Below are 19,030 nucleotides of genomic sequence, written 5' to 3'. Positions count from 1 at the left end.
AACATGACAACTCAAGCTCATCAACTTGCGAAACCATGCGCATGCACCCGCGATTCCCTTTGCAGACAACGAAGAAAACACGCAGGTTTACGCATGGATCAGAAACCCAAGCAAGGCCAACGGGCTTCCGCCATGCAGCCCAAGGGTGCCGAGCCTTGGGCAAGTGCTCCCTTGGGAATCGCGTGCCACACCGCCCCCATCACGTTCCCGGACCGCAACGCGGTCCCGTCACGGGCGATGCGCTGCCGCAGGGACATTCGGGTGACGGAACCTCGTTGAGGTTCATGATCCGGCGGGAATCGTGGGTGCTGCGGTTCCCAGGAGAGCACTCGCATCGCTCGGCACTCCTGAGCTGCATGACGAAAGCCCGTTGGGCCACGGCAAGAACAAGCAATTATTTAGCTTGGTCCTGCAGAATCCTTTTCTTCGCTGATTCGCCATCGGTTTTCTAACAAGGCAAGGACGCTCCCACCGAGACCGACAAACAGCCACACAAGGAGAATGGGCATAGCTTGCATCATGACAACAAGTCCGAGAAGGCTAGTAACGAGCCATGCAATCCAGCAAAAATGCCAGAGGATGGAAAGCCACCATCCTATTCTCCAAGATTGTGGAGATCCAAAATTCACACAACGTAGTCCCCAAAAGACAACCACAAGCAATCCAACAGGGTAGATGAAGTTTCGGATCAGCGGTAATTTCCAAAGTTGGTGATTAGAAGACAATCCCAAAGGCAGGTCCAAGCTGATATAGACACCGCCGAGAAAAAGCACAATTGCAACCCATCGATCCATGTGATGCCGACTCCCCCATCCGCTGTGAGGTGGGGGCGTATCTGGCTGGTTCATAACGAAAAAGAAGACTGGCTCACTTCACCAGCCTCACCAGCAAGTCCTTGCTCTCGACGCTTTCGCCGATCTTGACGCAGATTTCGCTGACGGTGCCGGCGCCGGGTGAGGCGACGGCGGCGAACATCTTCATGGCTTCGAGGGTGGCGATGGTGTCGCCTTCTTTGACCTTCTGACCGACGCTGACGGCGATGCTGGCGACCATGCCGGGCATGGGGGCGCCGACTTGGGTCGGATCGGCGGGATCGGCCTTGGTTTTGGTGACAGCGTTCTTCGCTAGGGCCTTGTTGGTCACCGTCGTGTGGCGCGGGTAGCCGTTGAGTTCGAAGATGGCGGTCTGCTGGCCGATGGCGTCGGCCTCGGTCATGTTGAGGAGGCGGACGAAGAGAGTCTTGCCTTCCTCAAGGCTGATGTGGATCTCCTCCTTGTCCTGCAGGCCGTAGTAATACGCGGGCGTGGGCAGCGCGGCGACGTCGCCGTAGGTCTTGCGGAAGTCGGCGAACTTCAGGAACACATCGGGATACATGAGGTAGCTCCACACGTCGTCCTCGGTGGGTTCCTTCTTGAGCTTGCCTTTCAGCTCGGCGCGCACGTCGTCGAGCTTGATCTTGGCGGCGTGGGTGCCGGGGCGGCCTTTGATGCGCTTGCCGCCTTTGCCGACGATAGCGTCGGCGAGCTTGTTCCACTTCTTCCGTGAATCAGCGGCCTTTTCGGACTCCATGCCGTAGAACGGTTCGCCAAGCCAGCCTTCAAACATGCTGGTGACGTCCTTGCTCCACTTGGTGCCTTGCAGGTTGATGATGTCGGCGGGCTTCACACCGCGCGCGACGCATTCGATGGCGAGGTCGCCGACGACTTTGCTCGATGGCGTGACTTTGACGATGTCGCCGCAGAGCTGGTTCACCTCCGCGTAAGCGTGGGCGATCTCGGGCCAGCGCGGGCCGAGGCCCATGCCGATGGCCTGCTCCTTCAGATTGGTGTATTGGCCGCCGGGCATCTCGTGGAGATAGACTTCGGCGGTGCCGTAGGGCTCGGAGGTGTCGAACGGCTTGTAAAAGCTGCGCACAGCGGCCCAGTAGTCGCTGAACTCTTGCAGCGCCTCGACATCGAGTCCGGTGTCGCGCGGCGTGTTTTGCATCGCGGCGACGATGGAGTTCAAGTTCGGCTGCGAAGTGCCGCCGGACATGGATGCGATGGCCGCGTCGCACACATCAACGCCCGCTGTGGCGGCCTCGATGATGCTGGCGGCGTTCAGGCCGCTGGTGTCATGCGTGTGGAAGTGAATCGGAATGCCGACCTCGTCTTTGAGTGCTTTGACGAGCTTCTTGGCGGCGAACGGACGGACGAGTCCGGCCATGTCTTTGATGCAGAGCATGTGCGCGCCCATCTTTTCGAGCTCCTTGGCGAGGCGGACGTAGTACTTGAGGTCGTACTTGTCGCGCTTCGGGTCCATGATGTCGCCGGTGTAGCACAGCGTGCCTTCGCAGATCGAAGTCGTGTCCTCGCGCACCGCGTCCATCGCGGCGGTGAGGTTTGGCAGGTAGTTGAGCGAATCAAAGATGCGGAAGATGTCCATGCCGTTCGTCGCGGCATGTTTGATGAAGCCCTTCACGACATTGTCCGGGTAGTTCGTGTAGCCGACCGCGTTCGAGCCACGGAAGAGCATCTGGAGCAAAATGTTCGGCACCTTGGCGCGGATGTCGCGCAGGCGTGCCCAGGGGTCTTCACGCAGGAAGCGCATGGTCACGTCAAAGGTCGCGCCACCCCACATTTCGAGGCTGAACAGGTTCGGTGTGCGGCGTGCCACGGCATCCGCCACGGCGAGCATGTCGAAGGTACGCATGCGCGTGGCGAGGAGCGATTGATGCGCGTCGCGCATCGTGGTGTCGGTGAGCAGCAGGCGCTTCTGCTTGGCGATCCAGTCTTTGCAAAACTTCTCCGGTCCCATCTCGGTGAGGAGCTGCTTCGTGCCCTTCGCAGGCTCGATGCGGTGATCAAACTGCGGAATCGGCGGTGCGGTGAAGGCCTTGCCGAGCTTGTGGCCCTTCGCGTGCGGATTGCCGTTCACGATGGTGTCGGCGAGGTAATTCAACAGCTTCGACGCACGGTCCTTGCGGGCGACGAACTTCAGCAAATCAGGATTGTTGTCGATGAAGCGCGTGGTGGCCTGACCGGTCTTGAACTCCTCGTGATGCACCACGTTCATGAGGAACGGGATGTTCGTCTTCACGCCACGGATGCGGAACTCACGCAGGCCGCGGTCCATGCGGTCGAGCGCCTGCTGGTAAGTGCGGGCAAAGACGGTCATCTTCACCAGCATCGAGTCATAGTAGGGCGTGATGACCGAGTTGGTCGCGCCCATCGCTCCGTCGAGCCGCACACCGAAGCCGCCGGGGCTGCGGTAAGTCAAAATTTTGCCAAAGTCCGGCGTGAAGCCGTTCTCCGGATCTTCCGTGGTGATGCGGCACTGGATGGCGAAGCCGCTTTTCTCGATCTTCTCCTGCACCGGCAGCGCGAGCGGCTCCGCGTGCATCGCATGGCCTTGAGCGATCAAAATCTGGCTGCGCACGATGTCGATGCCGGTGATCTCCTCCGTCACCGTGTGCTCCACCTGGATGCGTGGATTCATCTCGATGAAGTACCACTCGCCCGACTCGTGATCGACGAGGAACTCGACGGTGCCCGCATGCGTGTAGTTCACTTCCCGCGCCAGTTTCACCGCCGCTTCGCAAAGACCGTCGATGATCTCCTGCTTCACGCCATAGCTCGGCGCCTGCTCGATCACCTTCTGGTGACGGCGCTGCACGGAGCAGTCGCGCTCGTGCAGATGCAAAACGGTACCGTGTTTATCGGCCAAAATCTGCACTTCGATGTGTTTGGCCTTCCCGACGAATTTTTCGAGAAACACCGCTCCATTGCCGAAAGCGCGTTCTGCCTCAGTTTGAGCCTCATCGAGCAGTTTTTCGAGGTCTTTGGCCTCACGCACGATGCGCATGCCACGACCACCACCACCGAAGGCCGCCTTGATGATCAGCGGAAAGCCGATCTTCTTCGCCGCGGCGATGGCTTCCTTGCGATCACTCACCGGCTCATCCGTGCCTTCGAGAATCGGCACCTTGATTCGGCGCGCGACTTCGCGTGCGGCCGTTTTGTCGCCCATCATGTCGAGGATCTTCGCCTCAGGTCCGACGAAGATGATCCCCGCGTCCGCGCAAGCCTGCGCGAACTTGGGATTCTCACTGAGGAAACCGTAACCGGGATGGATCGCGTCCACGCCTTTTTCCTTGGCCAGCGCGACGATGCCTTCGTAATCGAGATAGGCACCGAGCGGCCCCTTGTCCTTGTTCAGTTCGTAAGCCTCATCCGCTTTGAAGCGATGCGGGCAAAAACGGTCCTCCTGGGCGTAAATGCCCACCGTTTTCAGCCCCAGCTCCGTGGCCGCGCGCATGACGCGGATGGCGATTTCAGAGCGGTTCGCGACCATCAGTTTTTTGATGGGGCGGATCGTGGATGGGGTGGCGGATTTCTGGGACATGGCTGGGGTTGGGAAATGCGGGCGCATAGTCTCGCGAAATCGAGGGGTGGCAAGGTGGGAGAGCCGTTTTTCCACGCCGAAATCCAAGATTGGCCGTGAACTTGCTAATTATAGTCCAGCAGGCATTGAGTTCCCGCCCGCGCCAGCCCCCGCATGTCCATCCACGTCGCCCTTCACCACCGCACCAGCTACCGATACGAACGCCCCATCGAGCTCGGGCCGCAGATCATCCGCCTGCGGCCTGCGCCGCATTCCCGGTCACGCATCCTGAGCTACTCGCTGAAGGTCACCCCGGAGAAGCATTTCCTGAACTGGCAGCAGGATCCGCAGTCGAACTACCTCGCCCGGCTGGTGTTCCCGGAGAAAACCAAGGAACTCAGCATCGAGGTCGATGTGGTGGTGGAGATGGCGGTGTTCAATCCCTTCGACTTCTTTCTGGAGCCTGAGGGCGAAAATTTCCCCTTCGACTACGACGCGACGCTGGACCATGAGTTGGCCCCCTTTCTGAAGTGCGGCGAACTCACACCGAAGTTCGCGGAATACTTCACCCAGACGGAGGGCGAGCTGCTCGCGATGAAACCCTGGCCGCCGCGCACCATTGACGCGCTGGTGGCGATCAATCAGCGCCTGTGGAAGGACATCGGCTACACCGTGCGCATGGAGCCGGGCGTGCAGACGCCTGAGGAGACATTGATGAAGCGCACCGGCTCGTGCCGTGACACGTCATGGCTCATGGTGCAGCTCATGCGCCGCCTGGGCATCGCCGCACGTTTCGTCAGCGGCTATCTGATCCAGTTGAAGCCGGACGTGAAATCGCTCGACGGCCCGAGTGGCACGGAGGTCGATTTCACCGACCTGCATGCGTGGTGCGAGGTCTATCTGCCCGGCGCAGGCTGGGTCGGACTGGACCCGACCTCGGGTCTGTTTGCAGGCGAGGGGCACATCCCGCTGGCGGCGACGCCTGATCCGGGCAGCGCCGCGCCGATCAGTGGCATGGCGGAACCGTGCAAAACGGAGTTCGAGTTCGAGATGAAGATTGATCGCATCTATGAATCACCGCGTGTCACGAAACCTTACACCGAAGAGCAATGGGCGGAGATCGCGGCACTGGGCCACGCCTTGGACAAGGATCTCGCGGCTAACGACGTGCGCCTCACCATGGGCGGGGAGCCGACCTTCGTCTCCATCGACGATGCCGAGGGGGCCGAGTGGAACACCGCCGCCGTGGGGCCGATGAAGGCCCGGCTGTCCGATGTGCTGCTCAAACGCCTGCGAGACCGCTTTGCCCCCGGCGCCTTCCTGCATTACGGCCAGGGCAAATGGTATCCCGGCGAGCAGCTCCCGCGTTGGTCCTACGGCTGCCATTGGCGCAAAGACGGGCAGCCGTTGTGGGCGCATCCGCACTTGTATGCCGACATGCAGCAAGATTACGGCGTGAACGAGAACCACTCCGCGCGCTTCATCCACGCGCTGGCCGAGCGCCTCGGCTGCGGTGGGAAGTGGATCATGCCGACGTATGAGGACGCGTTCTACTACCTCTGGCGCGAGCGCAAGCTGCCGGTGAACGTCGATCCGCATAAATCGAACCTCAAAGACAAGGAGGAGCGCACGCGGCTGGCCAAAGTCTTCGAAGAAGGACTCGACAAAGTGATCGGCCATGTGCTGCCGCTCAAGCCGGTGGAAAACGGCTGGGACACCGGCCCGTGGTTCCTGCGCGCCGAGCGCTGCTACCTCGTGCCGGGTGACTCGCCGATCGGACTGCGTCTGCCGCTTGATTCGCAACCGTGGGTGAAGACCACTGACTATCCGTATCACCACGAGCAGGATCCGATGGAGGACCGCGATCCCCTGCCCTCGCGACAGCAGTTTGTGCGCGGCATCGGTGGAGTACCTGCGTCGTTTTGGAAAAAACTCGCGCAACGTCGTGGCCCAGGCGGCTTGGAGGATCTGACCGGGGAAGACCAACCGCAGCAGGAAATTGATCCTGCCGCGCAGCCGCCTGCATTTGGACAATCCGCCGACGCGATCGTGCGCACCGCGCTCTGCGTGCAACCGCGAGACGGCAAGCTGTTCATCTTCATGCCGCCGACGAAGACGCTGGAGGAATACCTTTCCGCGCTCGGCGCCGTGGAGGATGTGGCGCTCGCGCTGGATCAACCCGTCGTCATCGAAGGCTATCCGCCGCCCTTTGACCCGCGCCTGCATGTGCTCAAAGTCACCCCTGATCCAGGCGTGATCGAGGTGAACGTGCATCCCGCCAAGAGCTGGGATGAAATGGTGAACATCACCGAGTCGCTCTATGAAGAGGCGCGTCTCACCCGCCTCGGCACGGAGAAGTTCATGGTCGATGGCCGCCACACTGGCACCGGCGGCGGCAATCACATCGTCATGGGCGCGGAAACGCCCAAGGACAGCCCCTTCCTGCGCCGCCCTGATCTGCTGCGCAGCCTCACGAGCTACTGGCAGAATCATCCTTCCCTCTCGTTCATGTTCGCCGGCATGTTCATCGGCCCCACGAGCCAGAGCCCGCGCATCGACGAAGCCCGCAACGATTCGCTCTACGAGCTCGAAGTGGCCTTCAAAGCTGCGTCTGCCGCCGCTTCCAGCACAGGCGAGATCCCACCCTGGATCGTGGACCGGCTCTATCGCAATCTGTTCATCGACTCCAGCGGCAACACGCACCGCGCCGAGTTCTGCATCGACAAACTCTACTCGCCAGACAGCAGCACGGGCCGCCTCGGGCTCCTGGAAATGCGCGGCTTTGAGATGCCACCGCATCCTCACATGAGCCTCGCACAGGCGCTGATGCTGCGCACCCTCATCGCCCGGTTCTGGAAGGAGCCGTATGAGGCGCCGCTCGTGCGCTGGGGCACCGACATCCATGACCGCTGGATGCTGCCGCACTTTGCCTGGAGCGACATTGAGGACGTCTGCCACGACACGAAGCAGGCCGGTTACGAATTGAAGCCCGAGTGGTTCTTGCCGCATTACGAGTTCCGCTACCCGCTCAGCGGCGACTTGTCCGCGCGCAACGTGAACATTGAAATCCGCCAGGCGCTGGAGCCGTGGCATGTGCTCGGTGAAGACAGTGGTGCCGGTGGCGCGGTGCGTTACGTCGATTCCTCGCTCGAACGCATCCAAATCAAAGCGCAGGGCCTCATCGAAGGGCGCTACGCCATCACCTGCAACGGCCGCACCGTGCCGATGCATTCGACCGGAACGAACGGCGAGTACGTCGCCGGAGTGCGCTACCGCGCCTGGCAGCCTCCCAACTGCCTGCATCCCACCGTCGGCGTCCATTCACCGCTCACGATTGACCTCGTCGATCAGTGGAACCAACGCTCGCTCGGCGGCTGCAAGTATCACGTCGCGCATCCCGGCGGTCTCAGCCACGAAACCTTCCCGGTGAACGCCTACGAAGCCGAAAGCCGCCGCTACTCCCGCTTTTTCCGCCACGGCCACACGCCGGGGAAGATGAAGGTCGCACCAGCCAAACCGAATCCCGAGTTCCCCTTCACGCTGGATCTGCGGCTCGGATGAAACATTGGACCTGAACGCAGCCGAGGCCACAGCGCTGAAACATGCCGATGGATTCAGCGTTCCTGCGCCTCGTCATGCGCATCCTCCTTCTTTTCGCCTCCCTGCTGATTACCGCGCCCGTTTGGGCTGCCAAACCCAACGTGCTCGTCATCGTGGCCGACGATCTCGGCTACAACGACGTCGGATTCCAGGGTTCCAAGGAAATTCCAACGCCTCACCTCGACAAGCTGGCCGCCCAAAGCCTGCGCTGCACAAACGGCTACGTCTCGCATCCCTTTTGCAGCCCGACACGGGCGGGTTTGATGACCGGTCGCTACCAGCATCGCTTCGGACATGAAAACAATCCCGCGTGGCTGCCGGAGAGCACCTCAGCGGGCCTTTCTCTGGGTGAAACGACCTTTCCGGCGCTCATGAAGCAGGCGGGTTACGCCACGGGCGCGGTCGGTAAGTGGCATCTCGGCGCACATCCGCAGTTTCATCCGATGAAGCGCGGCTTTGACGAATACTTCGGCGCGCTCGGTGGCGGCCATGTGTATTTCCCCGATGACAAAGGCGGCCCGGAATATCAGATCCCGCTGAACCGCAACGGCAAGGACGAGGCGCAGACGAAATACCTCACCGAACAGTTTGGCGACGAAGCGGCGGCGTTTGTCGGGCGGCACGCAGGCGGGAAGCCTTGGATGCTGTATCTGGCCTTCAACGCTCCCCACACACCGCTCGCAGCACCGCAAGAGTGGCTGGAGAAGCTTAAGCACATCGAAAACGCAAGTCGGCGCACTTACGCGGCGATGGTTTGTGCGCTGGACGCAGCTATCGGCGAGGTGATGGCAAAGCTGGACGAAACGAAGCAACGCGGGAACACTTTGATCTACTTCGTCAGCGACAACGGCGGGCCAAACCTCGAAGCCAAAAGCGGCACGAACTTCACCGACAACTCACCGCTGCGCGGCGCGAAGGGCGCGGTCTATGAGGGCGGCATGCGCGTGCCGTTCCTCGTGAGCTGGCCCGCGAAGATCAAGCCGGGCGTTTATGATCAGCCGTTGATCGCGCTCGATTTCCTGCCCACCTCACTCGCGGCGGCGGAATCGGCTGATCTTACCCCCAAAAACCTCGATGGCGTGAATCTGCTGCCGTTTCTGACCGGCGAAAAGAGCGGGGCACCGCATGAGACACTGTTCTGGCGCTCCGGCGGCCCTGGCGGCAACAACGCGGTGCGCCGTGGCAGCATGAAGCTCGTGCGGCTCGGCCAGGCAGCGCCCGAACTTTACGATCTGGCCGCCGATGTCGGAGAAACGAAGAATCTGGCTGCTGAGAAACCTGAGGTCGTGAAGGAACTCACCACCGCCATCGCCGAATGGGAGAAGGGCACCATCGCGCCGACCTTTGAAAGTCCGAAAGCCGGCAAGCCTGCGCAGAAGAAGAAAAAGAAGTAGCCATCCCGGCAACGTAGCTGGCAGGATGACGGTCATGCTGCGCCTGGTTTCCTTCCTATTCCTTCTTTCCCTCGTTCAAGCGGACGAGTTTGATCCCGTTCGTGATGTCGTGCGCAAAGCCGTGGCGAAGGGCAATCCGCCGGGGGCGGTGCTGCTTGTGGAAAGAGGTGAGAAGTCGATGACGCTGGTCGAGGGCCAGCGGGCGCTGTCACCGGCGAAGGAAGCGATGACGGAGGACACGGTGTTTGACGCGGCATCGCTGACGAAGGTGGTGGCGACGTTGCCGAGTGTTTTGATCCTGATGGAGCAGGGCAAGATCGAGCTGGAGGCCGAGGTTCGGCGCTACCTCCCGGAGTTTCGCGGAGGAATCACGGTGCGGCATCTGCTGACACACACCTCGGGCCTCAAGCCGGGCATTCCGAAGGAGCCGGAGTGGACGGGTTATGACGTGGGAATTCGGCGTGCGGTCGAATTGGAGCCGGAAGGGCCGCCGGACCGGTTTTTTCGCTACTCGGACATCAATTTCATCCTGCTCGGCGAAATCGTGCGGCGCGTGAGCGGGACGGCTTTGAACGAGTTCGCGGCGAAACATGTGTTTGGGCCGCTGAAGATGGATTCCACGCGTTTTTTGCCGCCGGAGGACTGGAAGCCGCGCATCGCACCGACGGAGAAGGATCAAGACGGCGTGATGCTGCGCGGCGTGGTGCATGATCCAACCTCTCGCAAGATGGGCGGCGTCACCGGGCATGCGGGCCTGTTCACAACGGCGGGCGATCTGGCGAAGTATGCGCGCATGATCCTGAACAACGGCGAAGGCGTGCTGAAAGCGGAGACGGTGAGGCTCATGACGACGCCACACACCCTCGCGACGGTGTTTGAGCGGCGCGGCCTCGGCTGGGACATCGATTCGACCTTCAGCCGGCCGCGTGGGAAGCTGTTTCCGATTGGATCGTTCGGCCACACCGGTTTCACGGGCACGAGCCTGTGGATCGAGCCGCAGACGAAGACATTCGTCATTTTCATGAGCTCACGGTTGCATCCCGACGGCCAGGGCAGTGTGCGCGACTTGTATGAGGAGATCGGCACGACGGTGGCGCAAGGAATGAGCTTCACGGCAGCCGGACCGCCCTGGCCGCGCGATGAAAAAGAGGTGCCGACGGTGTTGAACGGCATCGACGTGCTCGTGCGGCGCAAGTTTGCCGATTTGAAGGGACTGCGGATCGGTTTGATCACGAACCAGACCGGCATCGACGCGCAGCGGCGCAGCACAATTGATCTGCTGGCCGCCGCGCCCGAGGTGAAGCTCAAAAAACTCTTCAGCCCGGAGCACGGCATCCGTGGGGAGCTGGATCAGGAGAAGATCGGCGACACGACGGACAAGAAGACCGGCCTGCCGGTGCTAAGCCTCTACGGTGAGCGTCGCGCACCTTCAGAAGAACAGCTCGCGGACCTCGACGCGCTCGTTTTTGACATCCAGGACATCGGCTGCCGCTTTTACACTTACATCGGCACCATGCGGTTGTGCATGGAGGCGGCGGCGAAGGCGAAGAAGACGTTTTATGTGCTCGACCGTGTGAATCCCATCGGCGGACTCGCCGTGGAAGGCCCGTCGGTGGTGGATGAGGAAAAACCAACCGCGACGCATGCCATTCCGCTGCGCCACGGCATGACCGCAGGCGAGTTGGCGGCGATGATGAACGCGGAACGCGCCCTGGGCTGCGATTTGAAGGTGATTCCGGTCGAAGGCTGGCGGCGCGGCATGTTGTTCGATCAAACAGGGCTGCCCTGGATCAATCCGTCACCGAACATGCGCTCGTTGAATGCCGCGCAGCTTTATCCAGGCATCGGATTGCTCGAATTCAGCATCAGCGTCGGCCGTGGCACCGATTCGCCCTTTGAAGTGCTCGGAGCGCCCTATGTGAATGATCTGCGGCTGGCGCATGAGTTAAACAAACTCGGTCTGCCGGGCGTGCAGTTCACTCCGGTGCGCTTCACGCCGACGACGAGCGTGTTCAAAGGCGAGGCATGCGGTGGCGTGCGCATCGCGATCACGGATCGTGATGAGTTGCAGCCTGTGCAAACGGGCGTCGCCATCGCCACGGTGCTGCAACGGCTCTATCCGAAGTCCTTCGCGCTGGAGAAGGTCAACACGCTGCTTAACCGCGACAAAAGCGTGAAAGCCATCCGCGCGGGCGAGCCAAGGAAGAAGGTGATCGAAAACTGGAACGAGGAGCTGTCACAGTTCACGCAGCGCAGAAAGGCCTTCCTGCGCCACGCGGAGTGAGGTCGGCGATGTCTCATCCGAAGAACTTTTGCTCGATGTGTGAGCTATGACAGATGTTGAACCCAAATTGAATCAACCGAGACTCCAGTCAGACGTCATGAACCTCATCAAGCACATCTCCATTGTCATTTTGTTCACATTCCTAGGAGGAGTCGCGGGGTTCAAGTATGCGAGACGGCAGTCCTGGCTCGATTCTTATTACGCCACGGGCTATTTGAGATGGGCGGCCCCCATGCAACTGTCACAAATACATAGCATGCAGGAGGCACTGCTTGAGAACAAACCGAAGCTTGTCAACGGTGCTATCAATGACATCACGGTTCATGCCTTGATCGATGCTCATCGGGCTCTGGAGATTGCCAACCATTTGAAGGAGACCGTTCCGATCAAGCCCCCCAACAAGTCCATGTTAGATTTGATTGGTTCCGTGGCCTACAACGCAGCAATGCTACAGTTAAAGCCGCTGTTCACGACAGATGCCAAACTCCAGCCTGACGCACAATGGGATCCGCTTAACCCTCCCAACTTTGAGATTGGCAAGTATTTCGAATCCATCATGAAGGAACCTCGCGAGCGTGCCGCCAAGTCGTCAGGCAAATAAAACTTTGATCAGCGGAAGAACTTTTTCGCCTTCTCAAAAAAGCTTTCTTCCATCGGCGAGGTCTGCTCGCCGAGGGACTGGGCGAAGGCGTCGAGTTTCTCGCGCTGCTCGGTGCTGAGCTTCGTCGGCACGGCGATCTGGACGTGGACGTAGAGGTCGCCGTGGCGGTCTTCGCCGAGGACTTTCATGCCTTTGCCACGCAGGCGGAAGGTGGTGCCGTTTTGCGTGCCAGCGGGGATTTTGACGGCGGCCTTGGCCTCCATCGTGGGCACGGTGATCTCACCGCCGAGCGCGGCGGTGGCAAAGGAGAGCGGCATGTCGCAGTGCAGGTCGTCGCCCTCGCGCTCGAAAATCTCGTGCGCCTTGACCTGGATGACGATGTAGAGATCTCCCGGAGGGCCGTTTTTGACGCCGAGATCGCCGTTGCCGGTGGAGCGCAGGCGGGAGCCGTCCTCAATGCCCGCAGGCACCTTGACACGCACCTTGGTGCGTTCTTTGGAGCGCCCGGTGCCGCTGCAAACGCGGCAGGGATCGCTGATCATCTCGCCGCTGCCGTTGCAGTCGGGACAAGTCTGCTGGATCTGGAAAAAGCCGCGCGAGCTGATGACCTGGCCGACACCGCCGCAGGTGCGGCAGCCTTTTTTGCCACCGCCGCTGGCGGAGCCGGAGCCAGAGCAGGTCTTGCATGAGGCGCTGCGCTCGTACTCGATCTCGCGCTCCACGCCGTGCGCGGCGTCTTCGAGTGTGATCTCCATGCCGTAGCGCAGATCGTTGCCACGCTGCGGACCGTCGCGACGACGACCGCCACCACCTCCTCCGCCACCACCGAAAAATTGCTCGAAGATGCCACCGCCGCCGCCACCGAAGACCTCGCGGAACACATCGAAAGGATCGTGAAAGCCACCGCCACCGGCGGAGGGGCCGCCCATGCCACCAGCGAAGGCAGCGTGGCCATAGCGGTCGTAAGCGGCGCGTTTTTGCTCGTCGCTGAGCACGTCATAGGCCTCGCCGACTTCCTTGAACTTGCCTTCGGCGCTCTTGTCATCCGGGTTTTTGTCCGGGTGAAATTTCACCGCGAGCTTGCGGTAGGCCTTTTTCAAATCCTCGGCGGAAACGTCGCGGGGGACGCCGAGCACTTCGTAATAATCGCGTTTGTCTGCCATGAGGGTGTGAAAAGAGGGTTACGCCTCAGGGGTGGTAGCGGGACCACTGGAAACAATGACACTGGCGGCCCGAAGCATGCGGTCCTTGAGTTTGTAACCACGACGCGTGACACGCAGGATGGTGCCTTCGGCGATCTCGGCGCTGGCTTCCTGCGAGACGGCCTCGTGGATGTTCGGGTCGAAGGCTTTGCCCTGCGCCTCGATCTCCTGCACACCGCTTTCACGCAGGAAATCCTGCAACTGGCGGCCGACCATGCTCATGCCCATGAAAATCATGGACTTCTCGGATTCGGCGCGGGCGGCTTCGAGCCCCATGTCGAAATTGTCGAGGATGGGGAAGAGGGCGCGCAGCAGCTCAGCATTGGCATAGGCGCGGGTTTCCTGCGCCTCGCGGGCGGAGCGTTTGCGGAAGTTGTCCAGCTCCGCCTGGCTGCGGTAGGCGAGATCTTTCCAGCGATAGACTTCCTGGGTCAGCGCCGTGATGGGATCAAGCGGCAGTGCTTCTTCCACCGGAGCAGCAGCTTCGGCGTTGGGGATTTCTTCGGACAGTGGTTGCTGGGTCGTTTCGGGACTCGGCTCGGTCATAGGATGATTCGCGGGGGTTTGGGGGGCCGCGACTATGCCGTCTTCTGCATGGCAATCAAGGTGATGTCATCGTGCGAGCGCCGGCCTTTGAGAAAGTGCTCCAGATCAGCGATGATGCCGCCGATGACCGCCCTGGGGCCGAGCGGGGCGTATTTGGCCAGTTTGTCCTGCACCCGCTCCTCGCCGAACTCGATGCCTTTGGGGTCCATGGCCTCGTTCACGCCATCGGTGTAGAGCAGCAGGCAGTCACCGGGCTGCATCGAAAACTCGAGATCCTTGGTGACACGCTCAAACACATCCCCTTTGTCGATGCCGACGCCGAGGCCGGGCGGATGGAGGGATTCGACCCGGCCGTCGGCCTTGCGCCAGACCAGGGCGGCGTTGTGCCCAGCGCGGGCAAAGGTGAGCTTCGAGCCGTCTTTTTCCGCCACGATGTAGGACATGGTGATGAACATGTCCTCCCGGATGTCCGGGGCGATCTGGCGGTTCACGGCGGCCAGCGCGGCGCTCGGTGTGGCGGCGTTCGGCGCTTTCGCACGCATGAGCGTGCGGCACATGACGGTGATCATGGCGGCGCCGATGCCCTTGCCGGAAACGTCGGCGATCACGATGCCGGACCGACCGTCCGGCAGCTTCAAATAATCGAAGTAATCCCCGCTGAGCGTGCGCGCCGGGATGTTTTTTCCCGCGATGACGAAGCCGGGCACCTCAGGGTCACGATCCGGCAGAAGCACCTGCTGGATCTGGCTGGCGTTGAGCAGCTCCTGCTGGTCCATGCGGTTTTTCGCGGCCTCCTTGTGCGCGACCGCGTTGGCCAGGGCGAAGGCGGACTGCTCGATGAGCGAGTTGAAGACCTCGAAGTCATTGGCGTTGTAACTACGACCGACTTTGGGCGAGGTGACGGCCAGCACGCCCAGCCGACGTGTGCCAAAGCTCAGCGGGCCGATCATGGCGATGACGCCTTCCTGCGCAGGCACCAGCTTGGAACCCAGGCGCGCATCCAGGCCGAGGTCCGGCACCAGCTCGGTCTTTTGCTTGTCGAAAATGTCGCCAAGCAACCCCTCGTCCACCGCGACGGCATGCATGCGCAGCGTGCTCAGCAGCGCGAAGGGATTGTCATTCATCTGCTGCCGCACACGCTCAGGGACGGCGATGAGCGGCGCGCAGAAATCCGAGTAATGCCGGGGCACCAGCCGCTGAGTGGCCTCATCGAGCAGATAAAGAGCCCCGCCCGTGCTCTGGGTCACGCGGACCGCGCCCTCGACGATGAGCCTGTGCATCGAAGCCTGCTGGTCGTCACGCCAGATCGCCTCGCCCAGCTCGTGCAAGTAATTGAACATGCGCCGCTCCTCGGCCACGATGGCCTCCTCCTCGGCGCGCAGGGCCGCCAGCGCGGCCTTCTGCTGGCGGGCGACTTTGGCCAGCAAGAAAAGTCCTGCCGTCATCAACAGCACCAGCAGGACAAGAAGGAAAGTGGTCATGATGTCAAACAACGCTCCCGGCTCATCCAGGCGGCGTCTCAGGCTTGGACAGAGGCGTGCTCCTCCAGCTCTTTTTCCAGAAACTCAATCACATCGTGAAAACGGCATTCGTTTGCGTCACTGACACCGGCCAAAGCCAGATGAGCGGCCAGGACATGCTCGGTCTGGGCCTCCTTGCACTCGGCGTTGGTCTCAGCGCAGTTCTGAAGCGCCTGGCATGCCTGCCTGCGTTCTTCCGCCCAAAGATGTCCATCCTGGTCCAGGTCCAGAATGTGATCCAGCCCCAGGCTGGTGAGCAGTTGGAGATTGCGCTGGTTGGCGTTCAGCACGCTCAACGTGCCCCCGCCGCCTATCTCACGAAGGTTCAATGCCGCTCCGGTAAGCATGCCCAGAAAGGTCGAGTCCATCATGGGACAGCGCTCAAGATCGACGACCAAATCCTTCACACCCTGGCTCATCACTCGCTGCAAAGCCTTCTTGGCCTGCAGGCTGTTTTGAAACGTGCCTCGTCCGTCCACCCTCATCCAGAAAACGCGTCCGATAGTTCCAACAAGAATGTGAGTGGGGGGCGTCATGCGGTGCGGGAGTTAGTTCCAGAGAGCGGATTGCTGGCTGACCAGCTCCTCTTTGCCACGCAGCACGCTGACACGCCATGCCGTCACCCGGCCGCTTTTTGTATATTCCTCGCCGGTGACCTGAAACTTGGAAACATTGTTGCGGCGAATGTCATCAACGAACTGCTCCTGCGTGCGCTTTTTAAGGCCGGAGAGCGCCTGCTGGTACTCAAATCGAACTGTCACGGGCCCGGCATCACGGTCTGTCACCTTCCACAACACGGCGTAGTAATGACCGAATTTTTCAACATGATCGGCCATCGTCACAGCGCCGTGGAGATGATGCTGGTACTCGAAAAGAATCTCAGGCGCCTGCGTGATCGGATAGTAGCCTGGCATCAGGTGGTAGTACTTCACCTTGCTGATGCGGCCTCCCGGCCCGTTCACGGCGCTTGAACATGCGGAGAGGGAAAACGCCAGGATGGCGAGGCATCCGAGGCAAAAGCGGGAGGTGCGCGTTACGTTCGTCATGAAGGTCTGAATATTGAATCAGGACGCATGATGTCAACGTCCCCTTCGATTCTTCACACACTCCGGTCAAAATTCACAAAAGTGAGACAGGGTCAACGTCCCAAGTCACAATCACGTCCTCCGGCAAGGTCGTGGACTCGATCACCTTACGCAGATGGCGGCATAACGGGCGAATTTTCGCTGTACGCAGCAGCAATTGGTGCCGGAACTGCCCGTGAGACTTCGCCAGAGCACACGGCGCTGGCTCGCCCATGATGACGTCTTCGGGCAAATCGACGACGAGACGGCGGTGCAACGTTTGCAGCGCGAACTCCGCACGCGCCTGATGCTTGCCCCTGCTGGCAAGGATGACGACATGGGTGAAAGGCGGGTAATGAAACGCCCGGCGCTGCTCCAGTTCCTGCTGCGCGAAGCCTTCGAAGTCATTGTGGCGGGAAAATTGCACCGCCGGGCTGTGCGGTGCGTAAGTCTGCACCACGACCTCGCCTTTGACCTCGCCGCGGCCCGCACGGCCCGCCACCTGCACCAAAAGTTGCAGCGTGCGCTCCGCCGCTCGGAAATCCGGCAGGTTGAGGGCCAAATCGGCATTCAGCACACCCACCAGCGTCACATTCGGAAAATCGAGGCCTTTCGCGATCATCTGCGTCCCGATCATGATGTCGATCTTCTGCGCGCGAAACTCACGCAGCAGGTCGCGGAGCTGGTTTTTGCGTTGAATCGTGTCCGTGTCCACGCGGGCGATACGGGCCTGCGGGAACACCTCGCGCACCACTGCTTCAACGCGTTCCGTCCCGAATCCGGTGAATTTGAGGCCCGGTTCATTGCACGAAGGGCATTTCGACGGCGGCAGCCGTCGCGAGCCGCAAACGTGGCAGACGAGCCGGTTTTCGTGCTTGTGCAGCGTCATCGGGATGCTGCAATCCTGGCACTGCACTGTTTCACCGCAGCCCAGGCAGGTCAGCGAGGTGTTGAAGCCGCGCCGGTTCAAAAAAAGGATCGTCTGCTCTTTTTTCTCCAAACGTGCCGTGATCGCCGCCCGCAGCTTCTCGGAGAGGATTCCGGCGTTTGCCACGCTCGTTCCGGTGCCTTTGCGCCGCTCCATGCGCATATCGACGATGCGGATCAGTGGCAGCGTGCGGCCATCGGTGCGTTTCGTGAGATGCAGCACCTCGTACTTGCCGCTGGCGGCGTTTTCGAAGGATTCCAGGCTCGGCGTCGCGCTGCCGAGCAAAACGACACATTTTTCCAGGCTGCCGCGCACCACGGCCACATCCCGCGCATGATAGCGCGGCGTTTCGTCCTGCTTGAACGACGGTTCGTGCTCCTCATCGACGATGATGATGCCCAGCCGCTCCAGCGGCGCGAAAATCGCGCTCCGTGCTCCGATGACGATGTCCGCGCGATCTTCGTGAATCTTGAACCACTCGTCGTGGCGCTCCCCATCGCTCAAGTTGCTGTGCAGCACGGCGATGCGCTCCTTTAGCGATGAAAACCGTGCCTTGAAGCGCTCAATCGTCTGCGGCGTCAGCGCGATCTCTGGCACCAGCACCAGCGCCGTGCCACCACGCTCGATCACGCGGGCGATCGCCTGCAAATACACCTCCGTCTTGCCGCTGCCTGTGATGCCGTGCAGCAGGATCGGTTTCGCCTGCTCCGGCGATTCAATCACCTTCAAAATGCGATCATACGCCGCCTGCTGCTCCTCTGTGAGCGTCAGCGGTTGGCTCGGCAAAAACTGCTCATCATGAAACGGATCACGCTCCACGCGCACCTCGCTGCGGGTGATCCAGCCTGCTTTGAGCAGCGGCTTGAGGATCGTGGCCACACGCGGCACATCCTGGCGGATCTGGCTCAGAGTCGCCTCGCCTTTGTAACTGCGCAGGATGTCCAGCACCCGCGCCTGCATCGGCGCTTTGCTGCGCAGCTTTTCAAGTTCCGCCGGCGCAGGCTCCTTCACGAGCTTCAAATGGCTGTCCATCACGAAACTGCCCGGTTTGTCCCGCACCGCCTGTGGCAGCATCGTGCGCAGCACCTGATGCGGTGACACCAGGTAATAATCCGCGATCCAGCGCGCCAGTTTGAGCAGTCCGGGAGTGAACATCGGCCGCTGGCCGATGATGGAGGCGATTTCCTTCAGTTTTCCACGATGCGGCGACTCATTCAGCAGCTCGATGACCACCGCGTTCACGCGACGGTTTTGCAACGGGACCATCAGGCGCGATCCCACGACCACTTTCGCCGCCATTTCTTCAGGAATGGCGTAATCCAGCTCCATCGCCGCCGCGCCTTCGAGCTGCACCCGTGCCACGCGTGTTCCGGCCCGAGAAGTGTCCATAACCTCAGCCACGCCAAACAGATCGTTCTGTTTGGGCGTCGGACGCGCTGGTTGGGAGACGGATGGCATGCTTTGCATCCTAGCCGCCGCGAATCCTCCGCCCAAATGATTCTTCTTTTGAGAAACGAATCCGCCCGTGC

11 protein-coding genes are annotated in these 19,030 nt (G+C 61.0%); 4 read left to right on the top strand and 7 right to left on the bottom strand.

The features are described from left to right. Window positions 1-867: 867 nt before the first annotated feature. A complete protein-coding gene (locus tag ACILSI_RS12720) occupies window positions 868-4,383 on the bottom strand; it encodes a pyruvate carboxylase (protein ID WP_395722257.1) in 3,516 nt (1,171 codons plus the stop codon). A gap of 153 nt (window positions 4,384-4,536) precedes the next feature. Between ACILSI_RS12720 and ACILSI_RS12715 the strand changes: the two genes are divergently transcribed. From ACILSI_RS12715 to ACILSI_RS12700, 4 genes are all read left to right on the top strand, one after another. After that, window positions 4,537-7,923, top strand: a complete 3,387-nt coding sequence (locus ACILSI_RS12715; RefSeq protein WP_395722256.1) for a DUF2126 domain-containing protein — start codon at window positions 4,537-4,539, stop codon at window positions 7,921-7,923. Window positions 7,924-7,970: 47 nt separating this feature from the next. Further along, window positions 7,971-9,356, top strand: coding sequence for a sulfatase (locus ACILSI_RS12710; protein ID WP_395722255.1), 1,386 nt, complete (start codon window positions 7,971-7,973; stop codon window positions 9,354-9,356). 34 nt (window positions 9,357-9,390) lie between these two features. Then, window positions 9,391-11,640 carry an exo-beta-N-acetylmuramidase NamZ domain-containing protein gene (locus tag ACILSI_RS12705; RefSeq protein ID WP_395722254.1) on the top strand — a complete coding sequence of 750 codons (2,250 nt, stop codon included), beginning with the start codon at window positions 9,391-9,393 and terminating at the stop codon, window positions 11,638-11,640. 97 nt (window positions 11,641-11,737) lie between these two features. Continuing rightward, complete coding sequence (locus tag ACILSI_RS12700) at window positions 11,738-12,241, top strand: hypothetical protein (RefSeq protein ID WP_395722253.1); 504 nt, start codon at window positions 11,738-11,740, stop codon at window positions 12,239-12,241. Between the two features lie 8 nt (window positions 12,242-12,249). Here the strand turns inward: ACILSI_RS12700 and dnaJ are convergent, their stop codons facing one another. The 6 genes from dnaJ to priA all read right to left on the bottom strand — a co-directional run bounded on the left by dnaJ (window position 12,250) and on the right by priA (window position 18,959). Further along, window positions 12,250-13,404, bottom strand: a complete 1,155-nt coding sequence (dnaJ, locus tag ACILSI_RS12695) for a molecular chaperone DnaJ (protein ID WP_395722252.1) — start codon at window positions 13,402-13,404, stop codon at window positions 12,250-12,252. Between the two features lie 18 nt (window positions 13,405-13,422). Further along, entirely contained in the window at window positions 13,423-13,989 is a 567-nt protein-coding gene (locus ACILSI_RS12690) for a nucleotide exchange factor GrpE (protein ID WP_395722251.1), read from the bottom strand. Window positions 13,990-14,021: 32 nt separating this feature from the next. Next, complete coding sequence (locus tag ACILSI_RS12685) at window positions 14,022-15,470, bottom strand: PP2C family protein-serine/threonine phosphatase (RefSeq protein WP_395722250.1); 1,449 nt, start codon at window positions 15,468-15,470, stop codon at window positions 14,022-14,024. 38 nt (window positions 15,471-15,508) lie between these two features. Further along, entirely contained in the window at window positions 15,509-16,045 is a 537-nt protein-coding gene (locus tag ACILSI_RS12680) for an STAS domain-containing protein (RefSeq protein ID WP_395722249.1), read from the bottom strand. A 12-nt stretch (window positions 16,046-16,057) separates the two neighbouring features. Beyond that, window positions 16,058-16,555 carry a hypothetical protein gene (locus ACILSI_RS12675; protein ID WP_395722248.1) on the bottom strand — a complete coding sequence of 166 codons (498 nt, stop codon included), beginning with the start codon at window positions 16,553-16,555 and terminating at the stop codon, window positions 16,058-16,060. 73 nt (window positions 16,556-16,628) lie between these two features. Continuing rightward, window positions 16,629-18,959: a primosomal protein N' gene (gene priA / locus ACILSI_RS12670; RefSeq protein ID WP_395722247.1), complete on the bottom strand. Its 2,331-nt coding sequence runs from the start codon at window positions 18,957-18,959 to the stop codon at window positions 16,629-16,631. Between the last annotated feature and the right edge of the window lie 71 nt (window positions 18,960-19,030).

This window comes from Prosthecobacter sp. (assembly GCF_044232965.1).
Lineage (GTDB): Bacteria > Verrucomicrobiota > Verrucomicrobiia > Verrucomicrobiales > Verrucomicrobiaceae > Prosthecobacter.
Note: the sequence above shows the minus strand (reverse complement) of the source record. Positions and strands in the feature narration are given on the sequence as shown.

Bases quoted from the DNA above. Each gene is read 5' to 3' on its own strand.
- priA (WP_395722247.1), bottom strand. From the start codon at position 18,959: ATGCCATCCGTCTCCCAACCAGCGCGTCCGACGCCCAAACAGAACGAT.
- dnaJ (WP_395722252.1), bottom strand. From the start codon at position 13,404: ATGGCAGACAAACGCGATTATTACGAAGTGCTCGGCGTCCCCCGCGAC.
- ACILSI_RS12680 (WP_395722249.1), bottom strand. From the start codon at position 16,045: ATGACGCCCCCCACTCACATTCTTGTTGGAACTATCGGACGCGTTTTC.
- ACILSI_RS12705 (WP_395722254.1), top strand. From the start codon at position 9,391: ATGCTGCGCCTGGTTTCCTTCCTATTCCTTCTTTCCCTCGTTCAAGCG.
- ACILSI_RS12690 (WP_395722251.1), bottom strand. From the start codon at position 13,989: ATGACCGAGCCGAGTCCCGAAACGACCCAGCAACCACTGTCCGAAGAA.
- ACILSI_RS12685 (WP_395722250.1), bottom strand. From the start codon at position 15,470: ATGACCACTTTCCTTCTTGTCCTGCTGGTGCTGTTGATGACGGCAGGA.
- ACILSI_RS12720 (WP_395722257.1), bottom strand. From the start codon at position 4,383: ATGTCCCAGAAATCCGCCACCCCATCCACGATCCGCCCCATCAAAAAA.
- ACILSI_RS12675 (WP_395722248.1), bottom strand. From the start codon at position 16,555: ATGACGAACGTAACGCGCACCTCCCGCTTTTGCCTCGGATGCCTCGCC.
- ACILSI_RS12700 (WP_395722253.1), top strand. From the start codon at position 11,738: ATGAACCTCATCAAGCACATCTCCATTGTCATTTTGTTCACATTCCTA.
- ACILSI_RS12715 (WP_395722256.1), top strand. From the start codon at position 4,537: ATGTCCATCCACGTCGCCCTTCACCACCGCACCAGCTACCGATACGAA.
- ACILSI_RS12710 (WP_395722255.1), top strand. From the start codon at position 7,971: ATGGATTCAGCGTTCCTGCGCCTCGTCATGCGCATCCTCCTTCTTTTC.